The sequence below is a fragment of the Curtobacterium sp. YR515 genome, from assembly GCF_900113095.1.
Lineage (GTDB): Bacteria > Actinomycetota > Actinomycetes > Actinomycetales > Microbacteriaceae > Curtobacterium.
Window position 1 is genome coordinate 580,417 of the sequence record NZ_FOOD01000002.1, and the last position, 24,822, is coordinate 605,238.

Genomic DNA, 24,822 nt, shown 5'->3' on the forward strand with positions numbered 1-24,822 from the left:
CATGGGTGACCCGCACGACGAGGCCGTGGTGATCCGCCCGGCGACGACCGCCGACGCCGAGGGCATCGCCAGGGTGCACACCACATCGTGGCGCGAGACCTACGGCCGGTTCGTGGACGATCCGGAGACCGACCCGTGGTTCGACCTCGGCCGGCGACTCGACATGTGGCGCGCGAACCTCGCCCAGGGGACGTTCGCGACCGTGGTGGCCGACGGCGCTGACGGGATCGTCGGCTTCGCCGCGGTGGAGGCGACGACCGAGCCCGACGCCGTCCGACCCGAGGAACTCACGATGCTGTACGTGCTCGGGCGCGCCCACGGCGACGGCAGCGGTCAAGCGCTCCTCGACGCGGTCCTCGGTGACCGTCCGGCGTCGCTGTGGGTCGCCGAGGACAACCCGCGTGCCCACGCCTTCTACCGACGGAACGGATTCGTGCCGGACGGCGCTACGTCGAGCTTCGGCCCGATCGGCTCCACCGTGCGGCTCGTCCGCTGACCGACGCCCGTCCTGGACGGACACCGGACGCAGCGCGCGTACGGTCCGGGACATGAGCGACACCAGCGGAACCAGCGACCCCACCGACGCCGAGCGGCAGTACACCGAGGACCTGCCGGACGGCTCGCCGTCGGGCGACGCCACGAAGGACCCGGAGCAGGACAGCGACCACGACTCGGGCGGCGAGCCGGCGGACCCGCAGTAGTCCGCCCTGGTCGTCCCGCGCGGCGTCGGCGGCCCCTGCGATGATCGTGGCATGGACGAGACGACCGCTGCGGCGATCAGTGCGGTGGCCGCGACGGTGAGTGTCCCGGTGGCGGTCGCGTCCGCCGTCGTCGCATGGCGGGCGGGTCGGGCGGCCAAGCGCGCGGCGGATCAGCAGAACCAGCTCGGGCACGCCGCGTGGGTCGGCTCCTGGCAACCGACCGTCGACATGGTGCTCGACGCGGTCACGTACCGGTGGGCGACCGACACGGAGGTCTGGGAGCCCGGCGCCCAGACGGACCCCGGCCTCGTTCCGGGCGAGGGCGTCTCGCCGCGACGAGCACGTGACGAGCGCCTGCACGTCGAGGTGGTGGTCTCGGGACGCCTCGTCAACCACTCATCGCGTGAGGTGCTGGCGACCGCACACGCACTTCGTCGTCGGCGGGTGCGGTTCCCGTTGCGGAACCAGGGGGTGTTCCTGGTGGACGGCGTCGACCGCCACCAGGCCGTGGTCGCTGCGAACTCGACCATCGCCTTCCGGTGGATCGACCGGCTCCCGGTGGACGATTGGCTGCGGCACCTCGCGGCCTCGGACCGGTGGCCGGCCTTCGACGTGCCGATCGGGCTCCGGCGTCGTGGGCGGACGGATTCGCTGCAGTCCGGAGGCTTCCGCGTGGTGTTGGACAGTCGGGCCGCCGAGCGGGTCTCCGAAGTCTGGACGGCGATCCTCGAGCGCCCAGCGGTCCGGCCGTGCGGTCGGGACGACCGGGACGAGCTGCTGTGGGCTCCGGCCGAGTCTGCTTCCGCCCCCATCGACGACGACGTCATCCGGTACCGGTGCGCTGCCGACAGCACGCTGGCACAGCTCCGGCCGCCGCGGCTGCGTCTCGTGCCGGGTCGACTCTGACCCCGGGTGCTGTCCAGCTGATCCCGCCCGGTCAGGCGCCGACGAGCCGTTCGGCAGCCGCCCGCGCCGCCGCTGCCCAGGGCCGCGACGGGTCAGCCTGCGCGCTCGCCATCGCGCCGTCGTAGAGCAGGCAGAGCTGCAGCGCCGTGCCGTCCGGATCGGCTGCGCCGGCCTCTGCGAGCAGTGACGTGAAGAGTCCCCGGACCCACGTGCGGTGCTCGAGCGTCACCTCGTGCGTGGGGTGCCCGGCGCCGTACTCCGCCTCGACGTTGATGAACGGGCAGCCCCGGTAGCCCGGGGCGGCGAACCACTCCCCGAGCAGGTCGAACACCGCCAGGACGCGGTAGCGCGGCGTGCTCCCGCGCACAGGCAGCTCGTCGGCGACGTGCTCCTGCCACGACCGGCTCCGTCCTTGCAGGTAGCCGAGCACGAGGTCGTCCTTCGTCCGGAAGTGCGTGTAGAGGCTCGCCTTCGAGATGTCCGCCTCGGCAGCGACCTGGTCCACCCCGACCGCGTGGATCCCCTGCTCGTAGAAGAGCCGGTCGGCCGTGGCGACCGCGCGCTCGTACGCGGGACGGCGGCGGGTTCGGGGGGTCGATGTGTCGGACATGGTTTGACTTTACTGCACTGATCTGTACAGTTACCAGCAATTCAACCAAACCGATCTGTTCAGTTAGGACATCGACCATGACCACCACCGCCCTCGTCACCGGGTCCACCAGCGGCATCGGCCGCGCCACCGCCGAACGCCTCGCCGCGGAGGGGATGCACGTCGTCGTCTCCGGCCGGAACGCCGAGCGAGGTGATGAGGTCGTACGGGGGATCCGTGCGGCCGGTGGCACGGCCGACTTCGTCCGGGCGGACCTGCGTGACGCCGCCAGCGCGAAGGAGCTCGCCGAGGCGGCACTCGCGATCGGGGGCGGCCGGGTCGACGTGCTCGTCAACAGCGCGGGCATCTTCCCCTTCGGCGCGACGGCTGACACCACCTCGGAAGGTTTCGACGAGGTCTACGACGTCAACGTGAAGGCGCCGTACTTCCTGGTCGCTGCTCTCGCTCCGGGCATGGCAGAGCGCGGTGCGGGCGCGATCGTGAACGTCACGACGATGGTCGCCGAGTTCGGTGCGGCCGGCATGGGCCTGTACGGATCGACGAAGGCGGCGCTCGTCCTGCTGACGAAGTCGTGGGCGGCGGAGTTCGGCCCCGCCGGCGTCCGCGTCAACGCCGTGAGCCCCGGTCCGACCCGCACCGAGGGCACGGCCGCCATGGGGGAGAGCCTCGACCAGCTCGCCGCTGCCGGTCCGGCCGGACGGCCGGGCACGGCCGGGGAGATCGCCGAGGCGATCGTCTTCCTCGCCACCGACGCGGCCTCGTTCGTCCACGGCGCGGTCCTGCCGGTGGACGGTGGCCGGATCGCGGTCTGACGCGACCCCCTGACGGACGGGAGGCGCGGTGTCAGCTCGCACCGCGCCTCCAGTCCTCGTGCGCTTCGTCCAGTTGCCACGAAGGACCCGGAGCAGGACAGCGTCTGGTCCGCGCCCTCGTCAGTCGGCGGCGCGGATGGGCTCGCCGGTGTCCGGGTCCCAACCGACCACCCGCGGCTGCGCGACCCGGGCAGCAGGGCGCTGGCTTGGCGGGAAGTACCCGCGAGCAGCGGGCAGGTACGGCAGGAACGCGGCGACGGCACCCAGGACGCCGTTCGCGGTGGTGAGTCCGTACGGCGGCAGGAGGGCGCCGATGGCTCCGACCACACCGAGCGCCGCCATCCAGAACCGCGCGCGTCCGGAGCCACGGCCGACGCGCAGTGCACCGAACACGAACCAGCCGAGGATCGCCAGGCCGATGGCGACCGGCACGAGGGCCCAGGGGCCACCGGACGACACCGTTCCGGGCAGGTCCATGAGCCGTGTGACCAGGTCGCACGCGAACAGCACGAGCCACAGCACGACGGCAGCGGTCACGAGGACGGGGCGGGAGCGCGGGACACCGGTGGTCACGTGGTGATCCTAGGACCGGAGTTGCGCTGCGCACCACGCGTGGACGGTGCCGCTCGCACTACGATCGCGATGTGGACCCGAACGCGACCCCGCTCCGGAGCGGCCCTGCTGCGCCGACCCTGCTGACGGCGGGCCAGCACGCCCTCCAGCTTGCGCTCGTGGCCGTCGTGCAACTCGCGAGCAACGGTCTGTTCCCCGGCCTCGGGCTCGTGTTCCTCGCGCTGCTCGGGACGCCGTGGTTCCGTCGCCGGCCCGACCGGGTCGTACTGGTGCTCGGCGCTGCGCTGAGCCTCGCCCCCGTCGTGGTGATGCTGGTCGACCTCGTGTCCGGCGCCCAGGTCGGCGTCGAGTTCGGGCCGAGCCCCCGGTAACCGGAAGGGGTACGTCGGCGAGCCGGGGACACAGTCGCCGACCGGTAGAACGACGACATGACCACTTCTTCCCGCACCCCGCTCGGCGTGACACTCGTCGACGGCGGCGCGAACGTCGCTCTCTTCTCCAGCACCGCCGAGCGCGTCGAGTTCTGCCGGTTCGACGAGGACGGCACCGAACACCGCACCGAGCTCACGAACCGCACCGGCTACACCTTCCACGACGTCGTCCCGGACGTGACCGTGGGGACTCGCTACGGCTTCCGCGTCCACAGCGCATGGGACCCGGCGAAGGGCCTCCGCCACAACCCGGCGAAGCTGCTGCTCGACCCGTACGCCACCGCCGTCGACGGCACGTACCAGTGGGGCCAGGCACTGTTCGGCCACGACATGCAGCACCCCGAGCAGATCGACGAGACCGACTCGGCCGCTGCGATGCCGAAGTCGGTCGTCGCCGACCGCGACTTCGACTGGGGCGACGATGCGCGCCCCCGCACGGCCCTCGCCGACACCGTCGTGTACGAGGTCCACGTCAAGGGCTTCACGAAGCAGCACCCCGACGTGCCCGAGGAGATCCGCGGCACGTACGCCGGACTCGCGCACCCGGCGGCGATCAAGCACCTCACCGACCTCGGGGTGACCGCCGTCGAGCTGCTGCCGACGCACCAGTTCGTGCAGGACTCGACCCTCGCCGACAAGGGCCTCCGCAACTACTGGGGCTACAACAGCATCGGGTTCTTCGCCCCCCACGACGAGTACTCGTCCTCCGGCACCGCCGGCCAGCAGGTCGCCGAGTTCAAGGCGATGGTGCAGGCCCTGCACGCCGCCGGCCTCGAGGTCATCATGGACGTCGTCTACAACCACACGGCCGAGGGCAACCACATGGGCCCGACGCTCTCGTTCAAGGGCATCGACAACGAGTCGTACTACCGCCTGGTCGAGGGCGACGAGGCGAACTACTTCGACACGACCGGCACGGGCAACAGCCTCAACGTGTCGCACCCCGCGGCGCTCGGCCTCGTCATGGACTCGCTCCGGTACTGGGTCGAGGAGATGCACGTCGACGGCTTCCGCTTCGATCTCGCGACGACGCTGACCCGTCAGGGCGGCGAGGCGGAGAAGCACTCGGCGTTCCTCGACATCATCCACCAGGACCCGGTGCTCCGCGAGGTGAAGATGATCGCCGAGCCGTGGGACACCGCCGGCTACCAGGTCGGCGGCTTCCCGGCGGACTGGTCGGAGTGGAACGGCAAGTACCGCGACGACCTGCGCGCGTTCTGGCGCGGCGACGCGGGCACCCTCGGTGACGCCGTGCAGCGCGTGCTCGGCAGCCCGGACGTCTACGAGGGCTCCCGGCGCTCCCCGCTGTGCTCGGTCGACTTCGTCACCGCCCACGACGGTTTCACCCTGGCGGACCTGACGATGTACGCCGAGAAGCACAACGAGGCGAACGGCGAGGACAACAACGACGGCGAGAGCGACAACACCTCGTTCAACGGCGGCGTCGAGGGCCCGACCGACGACGGCGTGGTGAACGACTACCGCAACCGGCAGCGCCGCAACTTCCTCGGCACGCTGCTGCTGTCGGCGGGCGTGCCGATGATCCTCGGCGGCGACGAGATCGCCCGGTCGCAGGGCGGCAACAACAACGCCTACTGCCAGGACGACGAGATCTCGTGGTTCGACTGGGCCGCGGCCGACCGGGACCTGCTGGCCTTCACGACCGAGGCGATCGCGTTCCGCCGCGACCACGTGTCCCTGCGTCCCGAGTGGTACCGCACGGCCCCGGGCGACTCGGCGTCCACGGTCGACGTGCTCCGTGCCGACGCGAAGGGGTTCGACGACGCCGACTGGGCGGACGGCGGGAACCGGGCGGTCATGCTCGTCCTGCAGCAGGGCGACGACACCGTGGCGGTGCTGCTCAACGCGTCGGAGACCACCGTCGAGTTCACCCTGCCGGAGAAGCCGGGTGGCGGGCGCTGGTCCCTCGGGCTGTCGAGCGACCCGGACCAGGCCGTCGGCGACGACGCGTCGACCGTGCTGGTGCGCGACGCGTCGTTCACGGCCTTGGTCTAGACCAGGGGGCGGACGGGAGGCGCGGTGCCGGCTGGCACCGCGCCTCCCGTCCGCCCGTGGGCCGGGTCCAGGGCGTCAGCCGCCGATGCGGATCAGCTTCTTGTTGACGAACTCGTCGGCCCCGAGGGGGCCGAGCTCGCGGCCGAAGCCGCTCGCCTTGACGCCGCCGAAGGGGAGCTCCGGGCTGTCCGCGCCGACGATGTTCACGTAGACCATCCCGGCCTCGATGCGATCGGCGACGCGCAGTGCCTGCTCGGCGTCGGTCGTGAAGAGGTACGAGCCGAGGCCGTACGGGGTGTCGTTCGCGATCGTGATCGCGGCGTCCTCGTCCTCGACCCGGTAGACGGCGGCGACGGGGCCGAAGAACTCCTCGCGGTAGGCGTCGTTGTCGGGTGTGACGCCGGTCAGGACCGTCGGGGTGAAGGCGTTGCCCTGACGCTGGCCGCCGGTGACGACGGTGGCGCCCTGGGCGGTGGCCGCCGCGAGCTGCTCCTGCAGCCGGTCGGCAGCGGCGGGGGAGGACAGCGGACCGAGTTCGGCACCGGGCGTGGTCGGGTCGGTGGGCGAGACCGCGGCCATCGCGTCGGTGAACTTGGCCAGGAAGTCGTCGTACAGGTGGTCGGCGACGAGGAAGCGCTTGGCGGCGTTGCAGACCTGGCCGTTGCCCTCGAGGCGGGTGGCGACGGCTGATTCGACCACGGCGTCGAGGTCGTCGGTCGACAGCAGGATGAACGGGTCCGAGCCGCCGAGCTCGAGGACGACCTTCGTGAGGTTGCGGCCGGCGATCTCCGCGACGGCGGCACCGGCGCGTGCGGAGCCGGTGAGGGAGACGCCCTGGACGCGCGGGTCGGCGATGACGTCGGCCGCCTGGTCGTTCGTGGCGAAGACGTTCGTGTACGCGCCCTCGGGGAAGCCCGCGTCGTGGAAGACCCGCTCGATCGCGAGTGCGGACTCCGGGCACTGCGGGGCGTGCTTGAGGAGGACGGTGTTGCCGATGACGAGGTTCGGACCGGCGAACCGGGCGATCTGGTACGCGGGGAAGTTCCACGGCATGATGCCGAGCAGGACGCCGATCGAGGACTTCCGGATGAACGCGCTGCCCTCGCTGCCGTCCGCCAGGGTGATCGGCTGGTCGGCGAGGAACTCCTCGGCGTGGTCCGCGTAGTAGTCGTAGATGTCGGCGCAGAAGTCGACCTCGCCCACGGCCTGGTCGATCGGCTTCGCCATCTCGCGGACGATCGTGGCGGCGAGGTCGTCCCGACGCTCCCGGTACAGCTCGGCGACGCGGTGCAGCAGCGCGGCGCGGTCGGCGACGGTGCTCGTGCGCGACCACTGGGCGTGCGTGCGGTCGGCGGTGTCGATCGCCGCGCGGAGCTCGTCGTCGGTGATCGTCGGGAACGTGGCGAGGGTCTGGCCGGTGGCCGGGTCGGTGACCGCGTAGACGGTGGCCGTGTCGTTCATCGTGTCTCCTGTGTGGTTCAGACCTGGTCGGTCAGCTGCTTGTTGACGCCGGTGACGGGCTGGTTCTCGTCGAAGCCCTTCGGCTGGATCCGGAACCCCTTCGTGATCACCAGCAGGTACACGAAGCCGATCGCGGCCCAGACGCCGCCGGCGATGAGGGCGTCGGCGTGCAGCTGAGACCAGAGAACACCGGTCAGCAGCATCGCGACCCCGGGGAGGACGATGAAGGCGAACCGGTCACGGGCGGTGTGCCGGCGGCCCTCGCGCCAGGCGAAGTGCACGATGACCGTGAGGTTGACGAACGTGAACGCGATGAGGGCGCCGAAGTTGATGTACGCCGAGATCGTGTCGAGCGAGAACGTCATCGCGAGCAGGGTGACCGCCCCGACGATGACGACGTTCGGGATGGGCGTGCGGGTCCTCGGGCTCACGTAGCCGAAGACCTTCTTCGGCAGGACGTTGTTGCGGCCCATCACGAGCAGCATGCGGGCGACGCTGGCGTGCGAGGCCAAGCCCGAGGCGAGCGCGGCGACGAACCCGGCGGCGACGAGGATCGCCTGGAACACCCTGCCGCCGACGAGCAGCCCGATCTGGGGCAGCGGGTCGTCGGTGAACTCGCCGAACGGGGCGTTGGTCGGGAAGCGGAGCTGGGCGAAGTACGCCGAGACGAGGAAGATGAGCCCGCCGATGAGGACGGTCAGCAGGATCGCCTTCGGCATGATGCGGATGCTCTTCGCCTCCTCGGTGTACATCGTCACCGCGTCGAACCCGATGAACGAGAAGCACACGACGGTCGCCCCGGTGAGGAGCGCCGACATCGTCACGCCGTCGTGCACGAAGGGCTCGGCGCTGACCACCGTGCCGGCACCGGCACCCTCGACGAGTTCGATCACGGCGAAGACGACGAACGCGATCATCGCGAGGATCGCCCCGATGAGCAGGACCATGTTGAGGTTCGACGTCCCACGCATCGACAGGCAGATCACCGTCGTGACGAACACCGTGTAGACGACCACCGTCACCCACGCGGGCAGTGCCGGGAAGACCTGCTCGAGGTACAGACGGATGATGAGCGCGTTCACCATCGGGAGCAGCAGGTAGTCGAGCAGGGACGCCCAGCCGACCATGAAGCCGGCGTTCGGGTGGATCGACTCCCGCACGTACGTGTAGGCCGATCCCGCGGCCGGGTAGACGCGGACCATCTTCCCGTAGCTGATCGCCGTCAGGAGCATGATCACGAGGGCGATGAGGTACGCACTCGGCACGGCGCCGTTCGTCTCGCCGGAGACGATGCCGAAGGTGTCGAACACCACGGTCGGCGTCATGTACCCGAGGCCGAGTCCGACGATCGCCCACAGCCCGAGACTCCGCTTCAGGGACCCACCGCGCGCGGTGCCGGGCGGGGCGGTGACGATGGTCGGTGACGCCATGGGGAGTTCCTCCTGCTCGCAACCGGAGCTGCGGGGGCCGGGGTCCGCGCGGCGGTGCGCGGACCTGATCGGGTGGACCGATCCGCTGACGATACCGACGCCGCGGGCAGCGTCGGACCCGCCACGGAGTACACGATGCGAGGCAGGGATGTACGCGGTGTCGCTTGCCGACCGGAGCCTGGGACCGGCCGGGAAGATGCTCAGCCACGGTGCCGGAACCGCGGGCGCACTCCCGGCACGGCTCCCTACGATCGGCTCGGCACGACCGGCACCGGGCCGGACGTCGACGGACGAGGACGACCGATGACACGGACACGAGGGTTGATCGCCGCCGGGCTGGTGGTCGGCCTCGCGCTCGGCGCGGCCGGTGGGTGGGGCATCGCCCACGCGACCGGTGCGGGTGGGACGGGCTCCGCCGCTGGCGGGCGGGCCGTCGTCGCGGAGCCGAGCCGCGCCTCCACGGCCCGCGCGACGACCGTGCCGAGCGCACCCCCCTCCGCGCACGCCCCGATCGCGACCACGGCCGGCGGGATCCCCGCTGCCGAGGCACCCGGGTCCACTCCCGCTTCGGCGAGCGTCGACCTGGCGCGGACGTGGACCGCTCCGGCCGACCTGCCGACGCAGGGGCGGCTGCTCCGGGTGACCATCCCGGCCACGCGATCGCACTTCGTCGCACGCCAGGCCCTGCTGTACCTGCCCCCGGCCGCGCTCACCGCCGACCCACCGGCGCTGCCCGTCGACGTGCTCCTGTCCGGCCAGTCCCGCGGTGCCGGTCCCGAGGACGTGCAGACCGGCGGGGCGATCGAGCAGACGATGGACGCGCTCGCGACCGTCGACCGCGGCCTCGCACCGATCGTGGTCGTCCCCGACCAGCTCGGCCCGCGGTCGGCGAACCCGATGTGCGTCGACGGGGCGCTCGGCAACAGCCGGACCTACCTCACCGAGGACGTCCCGGCGTGGGTGACGAGCCATCTGCGGGTGCAGACCGCGGCCTCCGCGTGGACCATCGGCGGGTTCTCGCAGGGTGGGACGTGCGCGATCCAGCTCGGGGCGGGAGACCCCTCGCGGTTCGGCAACCTCATCGACGTCTCCGGCGAGGACGGGCCCACGCTCGGCAGCGAGAGGAAGACCATCGACGAGGGCTTCGGTGGGAACCGGGCGGCGTGGGCGGCTGCGCAGCCCGCGGCACTGCTGCGTGCCGGTGCGCCGTTCCGGGACTCGAACGCGTTCTTCGCGGCCGGGGCCCTCGACACCACCTACGGGCCGGTGATGCCCGTGATGGCCGAGCGGGCGCGGGCAGCGGGAATGCACGTCGCCACATGGGTGGTGCCGGGTGGGCGGCACAGCTGGGTGACGGCGCGGGCGGCGCTCGCCGCGGGGCTCGACTGGTTGCAGCCGCGGGTGGGGCTCGGGGCACCGGCGGCCTGACGTCTACTGCGCCGCGGGCTCCTGCTGCGTGATGCAGTGCAGCCCACCGCCCCGCGCGAACACCTCGCGCGCGTCGATCGTCCGCACCTCGCGCCCCGGGTACACGTCCGCGAGGATCCCCCGCGCCCGCTCGTCCGCCGTCGGCTCCCCGAAGCCGCACGCGATCACCGCGCCGTTCACCACCACGTGGTTCACGTAGTTCCAGTCGACGGGTCCGTCGGCGTCGGCGAGCGTCGTGGGTGCGGGCAGCTCGACGATGGTGGCGTCCGTCGCGTCCTCGATCGCCCGCCGGACGATCGGCATCACGAGGTGGTCCGGGTGGCCGGGGTCCGGCTGGGCGTGCAGCAGGACGGTGTCCATCGCGGCGCCGGCGAAGGTCGCCACCATGTCGACGTGCCCCCGGGTGCCGAAGCCGTCGTAGTCGCGGGTGAGGCCACGGGGCAGCCAGACCACGTCGGTCGCGCCGATCGTCCGCGCCAGCTCCTGCTCCACCCGCGCGCGGTCGGCGTAGGGGTTCCGTCGGGGATCGAGCTGGACCGTCTCGGTGACGAGGACGCGTCCGGTCCCGTCGACGTGGATCGCCCCGCCCTCGTTCACGAGCAGTGACGGGATCCGTTCCACGCCCGCGGCCGCGGCGACGGTGGCGGCGACCTCGGCGTCGCGCGTCCACGTCGACCACGGGTTCGCGCCCCAGCCGTTGAAGACCCAGTCCACCGCGCCACGGGCCCCGGTCACGTCGTCGACCACGAACGTCGGACCGATGTCGCGCATCCAGAAGTCGTCGAGGGGCGCCTCGAGCACGTCCACGGCGCCGGACAGGAGGCGTCGGGCGTCGTCGCGCGCGACCGGGTCGACGACCACGGTGACGGCCTGGTACTCGCTGATCGCGTTCGCGGTCGCCGCCCAGACGGCACGCGCCGCCTCGGCGCTCGCCGGGTCGTCGCCGAGCGTGAGCCCGGGCCGCGGGAACGCCATCCAGGTGCGTTCCTGCGGGGCGGTCTCGGGAGGCATGGCCCACGTCATGCGCGCACCTCGCGTCCGGTGGGGGTCGCCGCCACGGCGATGGCCGCGTCGATCGCGTCGCGTGCGCCGTACGCGTGGCGTTCCTCGTCGACGGGGGCGACGAGCGTGCCGTACAGGTCCGGACGGCGCGTGACGTAGAAGGGGAAGAGCCGGAGCCACTCCGTGCGGGCGTCGAGGTCGAGGTCCGCGACGAGCACGACACTCGCATCGCGCGGTGCCTCGACGAGGACGCGGCCGAACGGGTCGGAGATGAACGACGAGCCGTAGAAGGTGATGTCGCCCTCGTCGCCCCAGCGGTTCGGGACCACCATGAACTGCCCCGAGGTGATGCCGTTCGCCACGATGACCTGCCGCCAGATCGGGGCGGTGTCGAACGCGGGGAACGACGGCTCGGACCCGATCGCCGTCGGGTACGCGAGGACCTCGCTGCCGGCGAGACCGTACGACCGCGCGACCTCGGGGAACCACTCGTCCCAGCAGGTCGGCAGGCCCACACGGGCGCCGAGTCCGGCCGGCTCGTACACCGGGAAGGCGTCGGCGTCGGTGCCCGGGCGGAAGTAGGTGTCCTCGTAGTAGCCGGCGCTGATCGGGATGTGCGTCTTGCGCGTCCGACCGACCAGCGTGCCGTCCGGCGCGACGAGGACGGCCGTGTTGTAGCCGCGCGGGTCCTCGGGCCGGTCGTCGGCGGCCGGACGCTCGTACAGCGAGGCGTGCACGAACACCCCGTGCTCCGCCGCCTGGGCGCGAGCGAACGCGACCGTCGGGCCGTCCTCGAGCGACTCGGCCGACTCCTTCGGTGCGCCGGTCGCGGGGGTGTCGCCCGGGTAGCGCGAGAGCGTCAGTTCGGGGAGGAACACCGCGGTGGCGCCGTTCGCCGCTGCCGTCGCGATGCCGTTCGCGAGCTGGGCACGGTGGGCCGCGGGATCCTCGAGCCACCGGGACTGCACGAGGCCGACGCGCACCCGGCGTCGGGGTCGGCCGGTGTCCTCGTGCAGGGGAGACCGCTGCGGTGTGCCGGTGATGACGTCCATGACGCCATTGTTGATCGCATGATCAACGAGCGCAACCCCCTCGAGGTGTTGTGTGGACGCATGAGCGAACCCATCGTCACACCGCTCGGCTTCTCGCACGTCCGGTTGACGGTCACCGACATCCGACGCAGCAAGGCCTTCTACGAGCGGTTGTTCGGGATGCCACCGGGGAGCGACTTCAGCGACCAGATCGACGACCCGACGATCCACGACGACCCGTGGCGGACCTACGGCGGGTGCTCCTTCACGTTCGGCGGGCAGACGCTGGGCCTGCGGCCGGTCGCGCCGGCGGGGGACCGGTTCGACGCCGACCGGGTCGGCCTCGACCACGTGTCGTTCCGGGTCGCTTCGGTCGACGAGCTGCACGCCGCGGTGGGCCGGCTCGACGCGGCGGGGATCGAGCACGGCGAGGTGACCGACCTGCCGCCGTTCGGGCTCGTGATCCTGTCCGTGCAGGACCCGGACGACGTCAACCTGGAGTTCGCGGCGCCCCGGGCGTGAGTCGGTGTCGCCCGAGGGGCTGTCCGGTCGGCGCGCGCGTCCCCCGGGCGTCGAGGTGACACCCGTGCCCCGGGCGTTGGCTGATCCGGTCAGACAACAGGAGGACACATGAGCAAGACCTGGTTCATCACCGGCGCGTCCAAGGGCTTCGGCCGCGAGTGGACGGAAGCGGCACTCGAGCGCGGGGACTCCGTCGCCGGGACCGCCCGCAACCCCGACGACGTGCACGACCTCGTCGACCAGTACCCGGACACGTTCCTCGCACTGCAGCTCGACGTCACCGACCGTGCAGCCGACATCGCCGCGGTCCAGCGTGCCGCCGAGCACTTCGGCTCCCTCGACGTCGTCGTCAACAACGCCGGCTACGGCCACTTCGGCATGGTCGAGGAGCTCACCGAGGACGAGGTGCGCGCGCAGCTCGAGACGAACCTGTTCGGTGCGCTCTGGGTCACCCAGGCGGCGCTGCCGATCATGCGCGAGCAGGGGTCCGGACACATCGTCCAGGTGTCGAGCATCGGCGGGATCAGTGCGTTCCCGACGGTCGGGGCGTACCACGCGTCGAAGTGGGCGCTCGAGGGGATCTCGCAGTCGCTGTCCCAGGAGGTCGCGGGCTTCGGCATCCACGTCACCCTCGTCGAGCCCGGTGGGTTCTCGACGGACTGGTCCGGTCCGTCCTCGAAGCACAGCGAGGAGATCGCCGCCTACGCCGACGTGCGCGAGGCCGCGTCCAAGCGCCCGTCCGCTGCCGATCCCGGCAAGCCGGAGGCCACCCGGTCGGCGATCCTGAAGGTCGTCGACGCGGACGAGCCGCCGCTGCGGGTGTTCTTCGGGAAGGCGCCGCTCGGCATCGCGGAGCGGGACTACGAATCGCGGTTGGCGACCTGGCGCGAGTGGCAGCCGGTGGCCGAGGAGGCACACGGCGCCTGACGACCTGCGAGGTCAGGCACGACCGACCGCCGAGCCGACCACGGCGAGCAGCCGGAGTCGCTCGGCGGTCTCGCTGCCGGGTTCGGCGGTGTACACGAGCAGGTTCTGCGAGCTGTCGGGGTCCTGCAGCACCTGGCACTGCAGGGTGAGGAGCCCGACCTCGGGGTGGCGGTAGGTCTTCACATCCCGCGGGCGGATGCCGACCTCGTGGCGCGCCCAGACCTCGCGGAACTCCTCCCTCGTCGCGAGCAGCCGTTCGGCCAGGTGTGCGGCCCGGGAGTCGGGTCCGCGGCGAGCGATGACGGTGCGGAGACCCGAGGCGTACATCCGGGACAGGAAGGGGTGGTCCTCGACCGGGTGGACGTCCCGGGACGCCGGGTCGGCGAACCACCGGTACCCGATGCTCCGGTCGTCGCCCCGTCGGCCGCTGGCGTCACCGGTGAGTTCGGCGGCGAGGGACGTCTGCTGCAGCGTCTCGCCCAGCTCGGTGACGATCTCGGCCGGGCTGTCGGCGAGTCGGTCGAAGATGCGCATCATGCCGGGGCTGACGTGGTCGCCGCCGGACGCCGCGGTCGGGGGCTCGTGTCCGGCGAGGCGGAAGAGGTGGTCGCGCTCCGCGATCGTGAGGCGCAGGCCCTGCGCGATCGACGCGAGCATCTGGTCGGACGGCTGCGGTCCGCGCTCCCGTTCCAGCCGCGCGTAGTAGTCGACGGACATGTTGCTCAGCAGCGCCGCCTCCTCGCGCCGCAGCCCGCTCGTTCGACGGCGCTGGCCCCGGGGCAGGCCGACGTCCTCGGGTTGCAGGGCCGTCCGACGGCTGCGGAGGAAGTCCGCGAGGGACGCTCGGTCGATCATGCGCCCATCCTCTCCCGGGGCGTCGACCGCAGCCACGGATCGTCAGGCCGTGGTTGCGCGTCCACGACACGGCGACGATCGTCTCGGGTGCCGGATCGGGTGCTCACCACGACGGAAGAGGCGGACCATGGCACGGAACGAACGACTCACCCTCCCGGACCTCGGCGGGCGCCGGGTCCTGGTGACCGGAGCGAGCGACGGCATCGGACTGGAGATCGCCGCGCGCTTCGCCGGCGCCGGGGCGGAGGTGGTCGTGCCGGTGCGCAACCGCGACAAGGGAGCGGCGGCCGTCGCCCGGATCACCGCGCAGCACCCGGATGCATCCGTGCTGCTCGAGGACCTGGACCTCTCCTCGCTGGAGTCCGTGTCGACGCTCGGGGAGCGGATGCGGTCCGAGGGCACGCCGATCGACGTGTTCGTGGGGAACGCCGGCGTGATGAACCCGCCGGAGCGGCAGACGACCCGGGACGGCTTCGAGCTGCAGCTCGGCACGAACCACCTCGGGCACGTCGCACTCGTCGGCGCCCTGCTCCCCCTGCTCCGTGCCGCTGGTGGCCGCGTCGTGATGCAGTCGAGCGTGGCGGCGCAGCGTGCCTCGATCCGGTGGGACGACCTGCAGTCCGAGCGGGACTACGACGTCGCGCGGGCGTACGGGCAGTCGAAGCTCGCGTGCGCGCTCTTCGCCCTCGAGCTCGGTCGGAGGAGCCGGGCCGGTGGGTGGGGGATCACGAGTGCGGTCAGCCACCCAGGCGTCGCACCCACGAGCCTGCTCGCCGCACGACCGGAGATCGGACGCTCGGGCGACACCGTGGCCGTCCGGCTGATCCGCTGGCTGTCGGCGCGCGGGCTCCTCGTCGGGACACCGGCCTCGGCGGCCGAGCCGGCCCTCCTCGCGGCGACCGACGCCGACCTCGACGGAGGCTTCGTCGGTCCGACCGGACCCGGGCAGCTCGGCGGACCGGCAGGCCGTCGGAAGCCGTGGGCGCCGTTGCTCCGTGACGACGACGCCGCTCGGCTCTGGGACGTGTCGGAGTCGCTCGTCGGGAGTTCGGTCAGCTGATGATGTTCACCGCGCGCGAGATCACGAGCGCCAGCAGGATGAACCCGCCGATCGACTGGTAGGCCATGATCATCTTCGCCCGGATGGTCATCGGCATCGTGTCCGTCGGGCTGAACGCCATCATGTTCGTCAGCGCGACGTAGAGGTAGTCGAGGTACACCGGCCGCCAGGCCGCTGTCTTCGGGTCGGTCTCCTGCGGGAACTGGAAGTCGGCGCGGTCGGTCACCCACAGCCCTGGCTGCCGTCGGGCGACGGGGCCGCCCCGGTCGAGCTCCCAGTACACGAGCCCGAACGCGATGATGCTGCTCACCCAGACCTGCAGGGCGGTCAGGAGCACCGCGCCGCCGTCGGGGTGCCCGTGCAGCAGCTCGTCGATCGTGCGGACGACGGTCAGCTGGTTCGCGACGGTCAGCAGGACCGCGAGGCCCGTGGACAGCCACCGCGACCAGGTGGTCTCACGGGTCAGCCGCCGAGGGTTGAACACGATGAGCGGGGTGAGGAGCAGCACCCCGAGGAGCGGGACCACCCAGGACGGGAAGAACAGGACCTCGTCGGGCAGGAACAGGCTCAGCGCGAGGTTCACCAGCACGGCGACGGCGACCGGCCCGCGGTGCTCGTGCCGGGGTGTGGTCCGCGTCGTCGTCACGGCTCCGAGTGTGGCACTCGAACACCGTTCCGGGCCCGTGCGACCCGTGAGGGTCCGGTCAGCGCGACCCCCGTGTCGCTCTCACCGGAACATGGAACATCAGTAGGCTGGTGGCGGGCCGCGTCACCGCCGGATCGTGGCCCGAGCAAGGATGAAGCCCACCGCTGGGGAAACAGCGATGGGCTTCGATTTGCTCTCCGAGTGGAGAACGAGGGACACGATGCGTCCCGAGCTTGAACTCGGAACCAGTGTAGCCCGATCACCGTCGGGTCGCACGTCCCTCGGCCCCTGCTCTTCGTGTCCGCCGGCGCTGACACGGAAGGTGGTTCGGATGTCCTCCGACGACGAACCGCGTCGACGCCGTCAGGTGCCGTGGTTGGGGATCGCGACGTTGCTCGTGACCCTGGCCCGGTTCCTGCACGACGTGTGGCGCAAGGGTTGAGCCCAGGGTGTCCCGCGCCCTCGCCGGCGCGGGGCACCCGTCGGACCCGCTCAGCCGACGCGCGCCGGTACCCGGTCGTCCTCGACCTCCGCCCGGATCACCGCGAGCGCGAACCCGCGCCGGCCGCGGGTCGCCCACACCGCGATGACCGACGTCACCGCGAGCACGAAGGCGAGGAACGCGGAGAACGGGACGTCCAGGGCGAGCAGTGCCGCCCACCCGCCGGAGCCGAGCGCCCAGCGCACCACGCGCCTCCCGGTCCCCGGAGTCGGGGCCGGACGGAGCCGGACGACGTGCTCACCGAGGGTCCGGCCCGTCGCGAGCACGACCACGAGCTGTGCGAACGGGGCGACCAGTGCACCGGCGGTGATGAGCGTGCCGAGCACCGGATCCTGGTCGTCCCGCCCGGCGATCGCCCACACCAGGGCGGTCCCGACGCTCAGCGTGCCGGACAGGAGCCAGATCGCCAGCACGTCGGCGAGCATGCCGGAGAACCGTCGTGCCGCGGTGACCGGGCGCGGGGCGTCCGCGTCGGTGGGCCGCCCGGACCCGGCGAGCAGTCCCACGAGCGGGGCGAGCAGCGTGCCGACCACGGCGCCGGTCGTGTTCGCGAGCAGGTCGTCGACGTCGAAGAGGCGGTACGAGCACGGGTAGAGGAACCAGTCGCCGGTGAGCTGCGTCGTCTCGATGAGCAGGGACACCACGAACCCGGCGCCGAGCCCGACGAGCAGGCCGGCGAACACGCGCCTCCGGGCGACCGCGTGCCGGGCGAGTGCGCCGAGGGGCACGAAGAGCAGCACGTTGAACAGGACCTGCGCCGACGCCGGGTTGGACAGCAGGGACCGGGGTCCGGAGATCCCGCCCTCCTTCGCGACGTCCCCGAGGAACGCGAACGGCGTCAGCTGCGGCGAGGCCGCGTTCCGGCACATCGTCGCGACGTCGTCGGGCAGCGGCAGCAGCGTGTAGGTGACGAGCGCGAGGGCGTAGACGAGCGTGCCGAACGCGACGAGCGAGCGTCGGAAGCCGAGCTGTCCGTGACGGCGGTACTCCCACGCCGTCCACGGCACGAGCGCACCGACGGCGAGGACGACCCCGACGACGAACGCGATCACGCCTGGCAGCACGGTTCCCATGCGGTCGACGGTACTGACCGCGCGGGCGGACGGAGCCGATGTCAACCGCTCGGAGGACCCGGGATCGATCCGACGTCGCACGGGGTCGCGTCGCCCGGGGGACGATCCGCGGGCGGTCGGTGCGCAGGCTGGTGGCATGTCCGAACGCAACCGTCCCACCGTCCGTCTCCTCGCCGCCGCCGTGGTCGCCGGCTCCGTCGCGGTGCTCGCGACCGGGTGCAGCTTCGTCCAGCAGCAGACGGGCGATGCCTGGTCAGTGACCTACGAGGTCCGCGTCGACCAGCCGAGCGGGGCCGCCCTCACCGACGTGCGCGTCGAGGGTGCCGAGCGGCGCGGCGAGGCACCCGCGGTACACCGGCTCGACGCGCAGGAGACCGGGTCCTCGGACGGCGAGGGGTCGCGCTGGGAGCACGACGCGATCGTCCTCGCCGAACAGCGGGCGTCGGTGCGGGCGACGCCGGGCGCCGGGGCCACGGCGACGTGCCGGATCCTGCTCGACGGGAAGCGCGAGATCGCGAGCGAGACGTCGGCGCGGCCGGGCGACGCGGTGCGGTGCTCGGCGGACACCCCGGCCTTCGACTGACGGAGCGTCACGCCCGACCGGCCGGCGGGTGTCGGCCGGAACCGGCCGACACCGGCCCCGTCCGTCAGCCGGGCAGCGGCCCCGCCAACGACCCGGCCGACACCTCGTGCCCGAGCAACCGCCCAGCCGCCCGCAGCCCGGAGAGCAGCGCCCCGTGCACGGTCGCGGGGTCGTCGCCCCACGTGGCCTCACCGGCGAGCTGCACCCGCCCCGACGGGGTGCCGAGCAGGTCGTGGTCGTCCGGTGACGCCCCCACGTGCAGGTACGAGTACGACCCGCGCGCGAAGGGGTCCGCCGCCCACCGGGTGATCCGCACGCCGTCCGGCTGCGGGACCGAGGGCCCGAACATCCGGCGCAGCGCCTCGACCGCCTCGTCGACGACCAGGGCATCGGGCAGCGACTCGATCCGCCGCGCGCCGGCACCGCCCACGAGCGCCGCGAGCACCGGTTCACCGGTCACGCGGGACATGTCGTACCAGGAGTGCCAGTCGACTCCGGCCGGCCCCTGCTGGCGGACCACCCACGACTCGCCCCAGAACCGCTCGGGGAACCGCAGGAACACCTTGTCGTAGACGCCCATCCCGAGTCGGCCCATCGCGTCGAGCACCGCGGGCTCGAGCGGTGGCTCGAACGTGATCGCGCCGGCCTGCAGCACGCCGAGGGGTGCCGTGACGACGACCTCCGCAGCGGACACGGTCGTCCCGTCGGCGAGCCCGACGACCACGCCCGAGGACGACGAGCGCACGGCGGCGACGACGGAGGACAGCCGCACGTCGAGCCCGGCCGCCAGGGCGTGCGCGTACTGGGCGTAGCCGCCGGGGAACACCACCTCGTCGCCGGCGACGTGCTCCTCGTCGAGCCCGTGCGCGTCGAGCACGGTGACCGGGGCTCCGCAGAGGTCCTCGGAGCGGTGCGCCGTGTACTCGCGGATCCGCGCGGCCCGGTCGCCCTGCCACTGCAGGGACCGCAGCGCGGTGTCGACGGCGGACGCGTAGGTCGCCGGCGGCGGGGCGTCGGCGACCACCGCGGCGAGGGCCGCGTCGACGGTGTGCAGGTCCGCGACGAACGACGCGGCCTCGGGCGCGGTCAACCGCCGTCCGGACGGGGCGTGCCAGCCGATCGGCCGCCCGTCGAACTGGAAGCTGCCGACGGTGAACTCGACGGTCTCGATCCCGAACGCGGACGCCAGGGACCAGAGCGGGTTGCCCTCGATGCCGTGGATCCACGAGGCTCCGAGGTCGACCGGCACCCCGATCTCGTCGTCGGTCCAGGTGCGGCCACCGATGCGGTCGCGTGCTTCGAGCACGACGACGCGCTGCCCGCCCTGCACGAGCGCTCGAGCAGCGGCGAGCCCGGCGACCCCGGCCCCCACGACGACGACGTCGGCATCGCGTGCAGCCATCAGTGTCCTCCGGTCAGCGGTGCCATCAGGCGGGCGGCGAGGCTCGGCCGTCCGGTCAGTGCTTCCTCGCGGTCGGCCAGGTCGGTGGCCACGAGTCCGGCGTTCGCCCCGAGGAACCGCAGCGGCTCCGGCTCCCAGTCCGGCGACCGGTGGTTCACCCACGGCAGCGCGGTCAGCGGCGAGGACACACCCCGCACGAGGTCGGCGAGCGTCCGTCCGGCGAGGTTCGTCGTGGACAGGCCGTCGCCGACGTAGCCGCCGGCGGTCCCGACGTGGCCGTCCCAGGTGACCGAGGCGCACCAGTCACGGGGCACCCCGAGGGGTCCGCCCCACGTGTGGGTGACCGGGGCGTCGGCGACGGCGGGGAACAGCTCGACCAAGGACCGCCGCAGGTGTTCGAACACGCGTGGTACCCGGTCGTAGCCGGGGGTGATCGCGGACCCCCAGTGGTAGCGGGCTCCGCGCCCGCCGAACGCCAGTCGGTCGTCCGCCGTGCGCTGCCCGTACACGAGCAGGTGCCGGTAGTCCGAGAACGTCTGCCCGTGCTCGAGCCCGACGCGGTCCCACACCGCCGCGGGCAACGGTGCCGTCGCGATCATGAGCGAGTACAGCGGCAGGATGCGCCGTTTCGTCTGCTCGAGCTGCGCGCCGTAGCCCTCGACCGCGATGACCACGGCACCGGCCGTGACGGTCCCGCGCGACGTGACCACGTGCCCTGGACCCCACGACACGGCGGGCGTGTGCTCCGCGATCCGGACGCCCCGCGCCTCCAGGTCCGCCGCCAGGCCGCGCACCAGCGCTGCGGGCTGGACCCGCGCGCAGTCCGGTGTCCACGCGACACCGGCCGATCCGGCGGCATCGCCGGGGCGTGCGTCGCGGTACGTCATGTCGTCGCCCCACGCGGCCGAGGCGGCGACCTCGTCGCGGGCCGCGCGTTCCTGCACGGCGGAGCGCGCGTAGAGGACGGTGCCGCCCTTGACGTAGTCGCAATCGACTCCGGCCTCGGACGCTGCGCGCCCGACCTCGTCGACGGTGTCGCGCATCGCTCGACGCAGGGCGAGGGCCGCGTCGCGGCCGTGCTCGCGGGCGATCGCCTCGGCGGACCGCGGGAACAGTGCGGAGCACCAGCCGCCGTTGCGTCCGGACGCGCCGAAGCCCGCGATCTCGCGTTCCACGACGACGACCTGGAGGCGCGGGTCGGCCTGGTGCAGGTACCACGCGGTCCAGAGACCCGTCAGTCCACCGCCGACGATGCAGACGTCCGCGGTGGTGTCGCCGTCGAGCGGCGGGCGGGGCGTCAGGTCGTCGCGGCCACTCGTGACGAGCGCGTCGAGCCAGAACGAGACGCCCCGGTAGCCGGTCACGGTCAGATCTTCGTCCAGGCCTCGGACAGGACGCTCCGCAGGATCGAGGTCATCTCGCGGAACTCCGGCTGCCCGATGGTGAGCGGCGGCGCGAGCTGCACGACGGGGTCGCCGCGGTCGTCGGCACGGCAGTACAGCCCGGCGTCGAACAGCGCCTTCGACAGGAACCCGCGGAGCAGGCGCTCCGACTCGGCGTCGTCGAAGGTCGTCTTGGTGGCCTTGTCCTTCACGAGCTCGATGCCGTAGAAGTACCCGTCACCACGGACGTCCCCGACGATGGGCAGGTCGCGCAGCGTGTCGAGCTCGGCCTTGAAGAGCGGGGCGTTCTGCTGGACGTTCTGCAGGAGCCCCTCTTCCTCGAAGATGTCGAGGTTCTCCATCGCGACGGCGGCGGAGACCGGGTGCCCGCCGAACGTGTAGCCGTGGTAGAAGGTCGTGTCGCCCGTGGAGAACGGCTCGAAGAGCTTGTCGCTGATGATCGTCGCGCCGATGGGGGAGTAGCCCGAGGTCATCGCCTTCGCGCACGTGATCATGTCCGGCACGAAGCCGTAGGTGTCGCACGCGAACATCGTGCCGATCCGACCGAACGCGCAGATCACCTCGTCGGAGACCAGCAGCACGTCGTACTCGTCGCAGATCTCGCGGACCCGCTGGAAGTACCCGGGCGGCGGGGTGAAGCAGCCGCCGGAGTTCTGCACCGGCTCGAGGAAGACCGCGGCGACGGTGTCCGGACCCTCGAACTCGATCATCTCGCGGATGCGCTCGGCCGCCCAGAAGCCGAACTCCTCCTCGCTCTCGCCGGCGAAGCCCATCTCGGCGGCGCGGTAGTAGTTGGTGTTCGGCACGCGGAAGCCACCCGGCGCGAGCGGCTCGAACATCTGCTTCATCGCCGGGATGCCCGTGATCGCGAGCGCTCCCTGCGGGGTGCCGTGGTACGCGACCGCGCGGGAGATGACCTTGTGCTTCATCGGCTTGCCGCGGAGCTTCCAGCAGTACTTCGCGAGCTTGAACGCGGTCTCGACGGCCTCGCCGCCGCCGGTCGAGAAGAACACCTTGTTGAGGTCGCCGGGGGCGTGGTCGGCCAACCGGTCCGCGAGCTCGATCGCCGCGGGGTGCGCGTACGACCAGATCGGGAAGAACGACAGCGTCTCGGCCTGCTTGGCGGCCATCTCGGCCAGGCGCTTCCGGCCGTGGCCCGCGGCGACGACGAACAGGCCGGAGAGCCCGTCGATGTACTCCTTGCCGTGGCTGTCGTAGACGTGGTGCCCCTCGCCGCGGACCATGATCGGCACGTCGGCACCGGCCTGGTTCGCACCGTGCCGGGCGAAGTGCATCCACAGGTGGTCGCGCGACTTCTGCTGCAGCGCGGCGTCGTCCACCGGTGCGAACGGGTCGTACGAGCCGAGACGGGTGGTGGGTCGTTCGGAGATGGTCATCGCGTTCCCCAGTCGTAGAGCTGTTTGCGGAGTTGCAGGTAGACGAAGGTCTCGGTGCCGGCCACGCCCGGGATCGCCCGGATGGTGCCGTTCAGGAGTTCGATCAGGTCGTCGTCGTCCTCGCAGACGACCTCGACCATGAGGTCGAAGCTCCCGGCGGTCATGACGAGGTAGTCGACCGCCGGGAGCCGTTCGAGTTCGTCGGCGACGGTTCGGGTGTCGCCGCTGACCCGGATGCCGATCATCGCCTGGCGGTGGAACCCGAGTTGCAGGGGGTCCGTCACCGCGACGATCTGCATGACGCCGGTCTCGGTCAGCTTCTGGACGCGCTGCCGGACCGCCGCTTCGCTGAGACCGACCGCCTTGCCGATCTCGCCGTACGGACGGCGCCCGTCCGCCTGGAGTTGTTCGATGATCCGCTTCGAGGTGTCGTCGATCGGTCCCGGACGTCGTGGTGCTGCCGCCATGCCGGACAGCATTGCAGCGCCATCGCCCAGAAAGCAAGGGAATCCGTTGTGAACACCGTGTTTCACGACGATTTCCGTTGTTACAAGTCTTCCGAACCGGCTTTTTCCGTGCCAGTATCGCCGCCATGCGGGAGACCACGAAGACGAGCGAGGTCCGGAACTTCATCGGGGGCGCGTCCGTCGAGGTCCGTGCCGACGCGGCCTTCGACCTGATCGACCCGACCGACGAGCACGTCTACGGCACGTCGCCGGTGTCCAGCGCCGCCGACGTCGACGCGGCCTTCCGTGCGGCGAGCAGCGCGTTCGGGACGTGGGGCCGCACCACACCGGCGGAACGACAGCTCGCGCTCTTCCGGATCGCCGACGCGATGGAGCAGCGGGCGGAGGAGTTCGCCGACCTCGAGTCGCTCGACACCGGGAAGCCCCGCGCCACCCTCGTCGAGGACGAGATCCTGCTGTCCGTCGACCAGATCCGCTTCTTCGCCGGCGCCGCCCGGAACCTCGAGGGGCGGAGCGCCGGCGAGTACATGACCGACCACACGTCGTTCGTCCGCCGCGAGCCGATCGGTGTCGTCGCCCAGGTCACCCCGTGGAACTACCCGCTGAACATGGCGGTGTGGAAGTTCGCGCCGGCGCTCGCCGCGGGGAACACGACCGTGCTCAAGCCGAGCGACACCACCCCGCTGTCGACCCTGCTGCTGGCCGAGGTCGCCGCGGAGTTCCTGCCGTCGGGCGTGCTCAACGTCGTCGTGGGGGACCGGACGACCGGTGCCGCGATGATCGACCACCCCACGCCGCAGCTCGTGTCGATCACCGGCTCCGTCCGCGCCGGCATCGAGGTCGCCCGCGCCGCCGCCGGTGACCTCAAGCGGACCCACCTCGAACTCGGCGGCAAGGCCCCGGTGATCGTGTTCGACGACGCCGACGTCCCCGCCGCCGTGGCCGGCATCGTCGCCGCCGGCTTCTTCAACGCCGGGCAGGACTGCACCGCCGCCACCCGCCTGCTCGTGCAGGACGGCATCCACGACGAGTTCGTGGCGGCGCTCGCCGAGGCGGCGCGGACCGACGCGCAGACCGGTCCGGACGCACCGAGCCCGTACTTCGGCCCGGTGAACAACGCGGCCCAGCTCGCTCAAGTCCGGTCGTTCATCGACACCCTCCCCGACCACGCGTCCATCGAGCTCGGCGGCCACCGCCTGGGCGACCGCGGCTTCCACCACGAGGCGACGATCGTCTCCGGGCTCCGGCAGGACGACCGCGCGGTGCAGCAGGAGATCTTCGGCCCGGTGCAGACCGTCCAGCGTTTCTCGACCGAGCAGCAGGCCCTCGCGTGGGCGAACGGCGTCGAGTACGGCCTGGCGAGCTCGGTGTGGACGACGGACCACGCGCGGGCGATGCGCTTCGCCCGCGACCTCGACTTCGGGTGCGTGTGGATCAACACCCACATCCCGATCGTCGCCGAGATGCCGCACGGCGGCTTCAAGCACTCCGGCTACGGCAAGGACCTGTCCCAGTACGGGTTCGACGACTACACCCGCATCAAGCACGTCATGTCCTACATCGGCTGAGCCCGAACCCGACCCC

25 protein-coding genes are annotated in these 24,822 nt (G+C 71.9%); 12 read left to right on the forward strand and 13 right to left on the reverse strand.

The features are described 5' to 3' along the window. Window position 1: 1 nt before the first annotated feature. Genes BM028_RS07575 through BM028_RS07580 form a run of 3 tightly spaced genes read left to right on the forward strand, consistent with a single transcriptional unit; the run spans window position 2 to window position 1,607 of the window. Window positions 2-496, forward strand: a complete 495-nt coding sequence (locus BM028_RS07575) for a GNAT family N-acetyltransferase (RefSeq protein ID WP_092385610.1) — start codon at window positions 2-4, stop codon at window positions 494-496. Window positions 497-548: 52 nt separating this feature from the next. Further along, on the forward strand, window positions 549-701 hold the full coding sequence (locus BM028_RS18495) for a hypothetical protein (protein ID WP_175475652.1): 153 nt from the start codon (window positions 549-551) through the stop codon (window positions 699-701). A 51-nt stretch (window positions 702-752) separates the two neighbouring features. Then, window positions 753-1,607, forward strand: a complete 855-nt coding sequence (locus tag BM028_RS07580; protein WP_092385612.1) for a hypothetical protein — start codon at window positions 753-755, stop codon at window positions 1,605-1,607. A gap of 31 nt (window positions 1,608-1,638) precedes the next feature. Here BM028_RS07580 and BM028_RS07585 read toward each other — a convergent pair whose 3' ends face one another. After that, complete coding sequence (locus tag BM028_RS07585) at window positions 1,639-2,217, reverse strand: TetR/AcrR family transcriptional regulator (protein WP_092385614.1); 579 nt, start codon at window positions 2,215-2,217, stop codon at window positions 1,639-1,641. 77 nt (window positions 2,218-2,294) lie between these two features. Here BM028_RS07585 and BM028_RS07590 point away from each other — a divergent pair, with 77 nt between their 5' ends. Continuing rightward, window positions 2,295-3,029, forward strand: a complete 735-nt coding sequence (locus BM028_RS07590) for an SDR family NAD(P)-dependent oxidoreductase (RefSeq protein ID WP_092385616.1) — start codon at window positions 2,295-2,297, stop codon at window positions 3,027-3,029. 120 nt (window positions 3,030-3,149) lie between these two features. Here BM028_RS07590 and BM028_RS07595 read toward each other — a convergent pair whose 3' ends face one another. Then, window positions 3,150-3,602, reverse strand: a complete 453-nt coding sequence (locus BM028_RS07595; RefSeq protein ID WP_092385618.1) for a hypothetical protein — start codon at window positions 3,600-3,602, stop codon at window positions 3,150-3,152. Window positions 3,603-3,673: 71 nt separating this feature from the next. Between BM028_RS07595 and BM028_RS07600 the strand changes: the two genes are divergently transcribed. Together BM028_RS07600 and glgX are read left to right on the forward strand one after the other, a co-directional pair. After that, window positions 3,674-3,973: a hypothetical protein gene (locus BM028_RS07600; RefSeq protein WP_092385620.1), complete on the forward strand. Its 300-nt coding sequence runs from the start codon at window positions 3,674-3,676 to the stop codon at window positions 3,971-3,973. Between the two features lie 57 nt (window positions 3,974-4,030). Next, complete coding sequence (glgX, locus tag BM028_RS07605) at window positions 4,031-6,049, forward strand: glycogen debranching protein GlgX (protein WP_092385622.1); 2,019 nt, start codon at window positions 4,031-4,033, stop codon at window positions 6,047-6,049. A 75-nt stretch (window positions 6,050-6,124) separates the two neighbouring features. Here the strand turns inward: glgX and BM028_RS07610 are convergent, their stop codons facing one another. Beyond that, window positions 6,125-7,510 carry an NAD-dependent succinate-semialdehyde dehydrogenase gene (locus BM028_RS07610; protein WP_092385624.1) on the reverse strand — a complete coding sequence of 462 codons (1,386 nt, stop codon included), beginning with the start codon at window positions 7,508-7,510 and terminating at the stop codon, window positions 6,125-6,127. A 17-nt stretch (window positions 7,511-7,527) separates the two neighbouring features. Continuing rightward, window positions 7,528-8,940: an APC family permease gene (locus tag BM028_RS07615; protein ID WP_092385626.1), complete on the reverse strand. Its 1,413-nt coding sequence runs from the start codon at window positions 8,938-8,940 to the stop codon at window positions 7,528-7,530. A gap of 303 nt (window positions 8,941-9,243) precedes the next feature. Between BM028_RS07615 and BM028_RS07620 the strand changes: the two genes are divergently transcribed. Beyond that, window positions 9,244-10,368 (forward strand): alpha/beta hydrolase, encoded by a 1,125-nt coding sequence (locus BM028_RS07620; protein ID WP_139219775.1) that lies wholly within the window; start codon window positions 9,244-9,246, stop codon window positions 10,366-10,368. Between the two features lie 3 nt (window positions 10,369-10,371). Here BM028_RS07620 and BM028_RS07625 read toward each other — a convergent pair whose 3' ends face one another. Both BM028_RS07625 and BM028_RS07630 read right to left on the reverse strand, forming a co-directional pair. Further along, window positions 10,372-11,391 carry an agmatine deiminase family protein gene (locus tag BM028_RS07625; RefSeq protein ID WP_092385630.1) on the reverse strand — a complete coding sequence of 340 codons (1,020 nt, stop codon included), beginning with the start codon at window positions 11,389-11,391 and terminating at the stop codon, window positions 10,372-10,374. Next, window positions 11,388-12,422 (reverse strand): nitrilase-related carbon-nitrogen hydrolase, encoded by a 1,035-nt coding sequence (locus BM028_RS07630; RefSeq protein WP_092385632.1) that lies wholly within the window; start codon window positions 12,420-12,422, stop codon window positions 11,388-11,390. The genes BM028_RS07625 and BM028_RS07630 overlap by 4 nt, the downstream gene beginning before the upstream one ends. Before the next feature lie 60 nt (window positions 12,423-12,482). Here BM028_RS07630 and BM028_RS07635 point away from each other — a divergent pair, with 60 nt between their 5' ends. Beyond that, the gene (locus tag BM028_RS07635; protein WP_092385634.1) at window positions 12,483-12,923 is read left to right on the forward strand and encodes a VOC family protein; all 441 of its coding nucleotides are present in this window, start codon (window positions 12,483-12,485) and stop codon (window positions 12,921-12,923) included. Between the two features lie 108 nt (window positions 12,924-13,031). Next, window positions 13,032-13,850 carry an SDR family oxidoreductase gene (locus BM028_RS07640; protein WP_092385636.1) on the forward strand — a complete coding sequence of 273 codons (819 nt, stop codon included), beginning with the start codon at window positions 13,032-13,034 and terminating at the stop codon, window positions 13,848-13,850. Between the two features lie 12 nt (window positions 13,851-13,862). Here BM028_RS07640 and BM028_RS07645 read toward each other — a convergent pair whose 3' ends face one another. Continuing rightward, entirely contained in the window at window positions 13,863-14,705 is an 843-nt protein-coding gene (locus BM028_RS07645) for a helix-turn-helix transcriptional regulator (protein ID WP_092385638.1), read from the reverse strand. A gap of 127 nt (window positions 14,706-14,832) precedes the next feature. Here BM028_RS07645 and BM028_RS07650 point away from each other — a divergent pair, with 127 nt between their 5' ends. Next, window positions 14,833-15,765, forward strand: a complete 933-nt coding sequence (locus BM028_RS07650; protein ID WP_092385640.1) for an SDR family oxidoreductase — start codon at window positions 14,833-14,835, stop codon at window positions 15,763-15,765. On the opposite strand, the gene BM028_RS07655 is transcribed toward BM028_RS07650, so the two are convergent. Together BM028_RS07655 and BM028_RS07660 are read right to left on the reverse strand one after the other, a co-directional pair. Next, window positions 15,758-16,411, reverse strand: coding sequence for a DUF1345 domain-containing protein (locus tag BM028_RS07655; RefSeq protein WP_070417431.1), 654 nt, complete (start codon window positions 16,409-16,411; stop codon window positions 15,758-15,760). The two genes, BM028_RS07650 and BM028_RS07655, sit on opposite strands and share 8 nt — an antisense overlap. A gap of 492 nt (window positions 16,412-16,903) precedes the next feature. After that, entirely contained in the window at window positions 16,904-17,986 is a 1,083-nt protein-coding gene (locus BM028_RS07660; protein ID WP_175496020.1) for a VanZ family protein, read from the reverse strand. 136 nt (window positions 17,987-18,122) lie between these two features. On the opposite strand from BM028_RS07660, the gene BM028_RS07665 reads away from it, so the two are divergent. Further along, a complete protein-coding gene (locus tag BM028_RS07665) occupies window positions 18,123-18,569 on the forward strand; it encodes a hypothetical protein (protein WP_092385644.1) in 447 nt (148 codons plus the stop codon). Window positions 18,570-18,633: 64 nt separating this feature from the next. On the opposite strand, the gene BM028_RS07670 is transcribed toward BM028_RS07665, so the two are convergent. Genes BM028_RS07670 through BM028_RS07685 form a run of 4 tightly spaced genes read right to left on the reverse strand, consistent with a single transcriptional unit; the run spans window position 18,634 to window position 23,250 of the window. After that, window positions 18,634-19,971 carry a flavin monoamine oxidase family protein gene (locus BM028_RS07670; protein WP_092385646.1) on the reverse strand — a complete coding sequence of 446 codons (1,338 nt, stop codon included), beginning with the start codon at window positions 19,969-19,971 and terminating at the stop codon, window positions 18,634-18,636. Next, window positions 19,971-21,335: an NAD(P)/FAD-dependent oxidoreductase gene (locus tag BM028_RS07675; RefSeq protein ID WP_092385648.1), complete on the reverse strand. Its 1,365-nt coding sequence runs from the start codon at window positions 21,333-21,335 to the stop codon at window positions 19,971-19,973. The genes BM028_RS07670 and BM028_RS07675 overlap by 1 nt, the downstream gene beginning before the upstream one ends. Before the next feature lie 2 nt (window positions 21,336-21,337). Further along, the gene (locus BM028_RS07680; protein WP_092385650.1) at window positions 21,338-22,771 is read right to left on the reverse strand and encodes an aspartate aminotransferase family protein; all 1,434 of its coding nucleotides are present in this window, start codon (window positions 22,769-22,771) and stop codon (window positions 21,338-21,340) included. Next, window positions 22,768-23,250 carry an Lrp/AsnC family transcriptional regulator gene (locus BM028_RS07685; RefSeq protein WP_070417426.1) on the reverse strand — a complete coding sequence of 161 codons (483 nt, stop codon included), beginning with the start codon at window positions 23,248-23,250 and terminating at the stop codon, window positions 22,768-22,770. The genes BM028_RS07680 and BM028_RS07685 overlap by 4 nt, the downstream gene beginning before the upstream one ends. A gap of 113 nt (window positions 23,251-23,363) precedes the next feature. On the opposite strand from BM028_RS07685, the gene BM028_RS07690 reads away from it, so the two are divergent. Then, window positions 23,364-24,806, forward strand: a complete 1,443-nt coding sequence (locus tag BM028_RS07690; protein WP_092385652.1) for an aminobutyraldehyde dehydrogenase — start codon at window positions 23,364-23,366, stop codon at window positions 24,804-24,806. The last annotated feature ends 16 nt before the right edge of the window (window positions 24,807-24,822 follow it).

What these genes read in the sequence shown, in the direction of transcription:
- BM028_RS07575 (WP_092385610.1), top strand. Translation starts at nt 2, where the DNA reads ATGGGTGACCCGCACGACGAGGCCGTGGTGATCCGCCCGGCGACGACC.
- BM028_RS18495 (WP_175475652.1), top strand. Translation starts at nt 549, where the DNA reads ATGAGCGACACCAGCGGAACCAGCGACCCCACCGACGCCGAGCGGCAG.
- BM028_RS07580 (WP_092385612.1), top strand. Translation starts at nt 753, where the DNA reads ATGGACGAGACGACCGCTGCGGCGATCAGTGCGGTGGCCGCGACGGTG.
- BM028_RS07585 (WP_092385614.1), bottom strand. Translation starts at nt 2,217, where the DNA reads ATGTCCGACACATCGACCCCCCGAACCCGCCGCCGTCCCGCGTACGAG.
- BM028_RS07590 (WP_092385616.1), top strand. Translation starts at nt 2,295, where the DNA reads ATGACCACCACCGCCCTCGTCACCGGGTCCACCAGCGGCATCGGCCGC.
- glgX (WP_092385622.1), top strand. Translation starts at nt 4,031, where the DNA reads ATGACCACTTCTTCCCGCACCCCGCTCGGCGTGACACTCGTCGACGGC.
- BM028_RS07610 (WP_092385624.1), bottom strand. Translation starts at nt 7,510, where the DNA reads ATGAACGACACGGCCACCGTCTACGCGGTCACCGACCCGGCCACCGGC.
- BM028_RS07615 (WP_092385626.1), bottom strand. Translation starts at nt 8,940, where the DNA reads ATGGCGTCACCGACCATCGTCACCGCCCCGCCCGGCACCGCGCGCGGT.
- BM028_RS07620 (WP_139219775.1), top strand. Translation starts at nt 9,244, where the DNA reads ATGACACGGACACGAGGGTTGATCGCCGCCGGGCTGGTGGTCGGCCTC.
- BM028_RS07625 (WP_092385630.1), bottom strand. Translation starts at nt 11,391, where the DNA reads ATGACGTGGGCCATGCCTCCCGAGACCGCCCCGCAGGAACGCACCTGG.
- BM028_RS07630 (WP_092385632.1), bottom strand. Translation starts at nt 12,422, where the DNA reads ATGGACGTCATCACCGGCACACCGCAGCGGTCTCCCCTGCACGAGGAC.
- BM028_RS07635 (WP_092385634.1), top strand. Translation starts at nt 12,483, where the DNA reads ATGAGCGAACCCATCGTCACACCGCTCGGCTTCTCGCACGTCCGGTTG.
- BM028_RS07640 (WP_092385636.1), top strand. Translation starts at nt 13,032, where the DNA reads ATGAGCAAGACCTGGTTCATCACCGGCGCGTCCAAGGGCTTCGGCCGC.
- BM028_RS07645 (WP_092385638.1), bottom strand. Translation starts at nt 14,705, where the DNA reads ATGATCGACCGAGCGTCCCTCGCGGACTTCCTCCGCAGCCGTCGGACG.
- BM028_RS07650 (WP_092385640.1), top strand. Translation starts at nt 14,833, where the DNA reads ATGGCACGGAACGAACGACTCACCCTCCCGGACCTCGGCGGGCGCCGG.
- BM028_RS07660 (WP_175496020.1), bottom strand. Translation starts at nt 17,986, where the DNA reads ATGGGAACCGTGCTGCCAGGCGTGATCGCGTTCGTCGTCGGGGTCGTC.
- BM028_RS07665 (WP_092385644.1), top strand. Translation starts at nt 18,123, where the DNA reads ATGTCCGAACGCAACCGTCCCACCGTCCGTCTCCTCGCCGCCGCCGTG.
- BM028_RS07670 (WP_092385646.1), bottom strand. Translation starts at nt 19,971, where the DNA reads ATGGCTGCACGCGATGCCGACGTCGTCGTCGTGGGGGCCGGGGTCGCC.
- BM028_RS07680 (WP_092385650.1), bottom strand. Translation starts at nt 22,771, where the DNA reads ATGACCATCTCCGAACGACCCACCACCCGTCTCGGCTCGTACGACCCG.
- BM028_RS07685 (WP_070417426.1), bottom strand. Translation starts at nt 23,250, where the DNA reads ATGCTGTCCGGCATGGCGGCAGCACCACGACGTCCGGGACCGATCGAC.
- BM028_RS07690 (WP_092385652.1), top strand. Translation starts at nt 23,364, where the DNA reads ATGCGGGAGACCACGAAGACGAGCGAGGTCCGGAACTTCATCGGGGGC.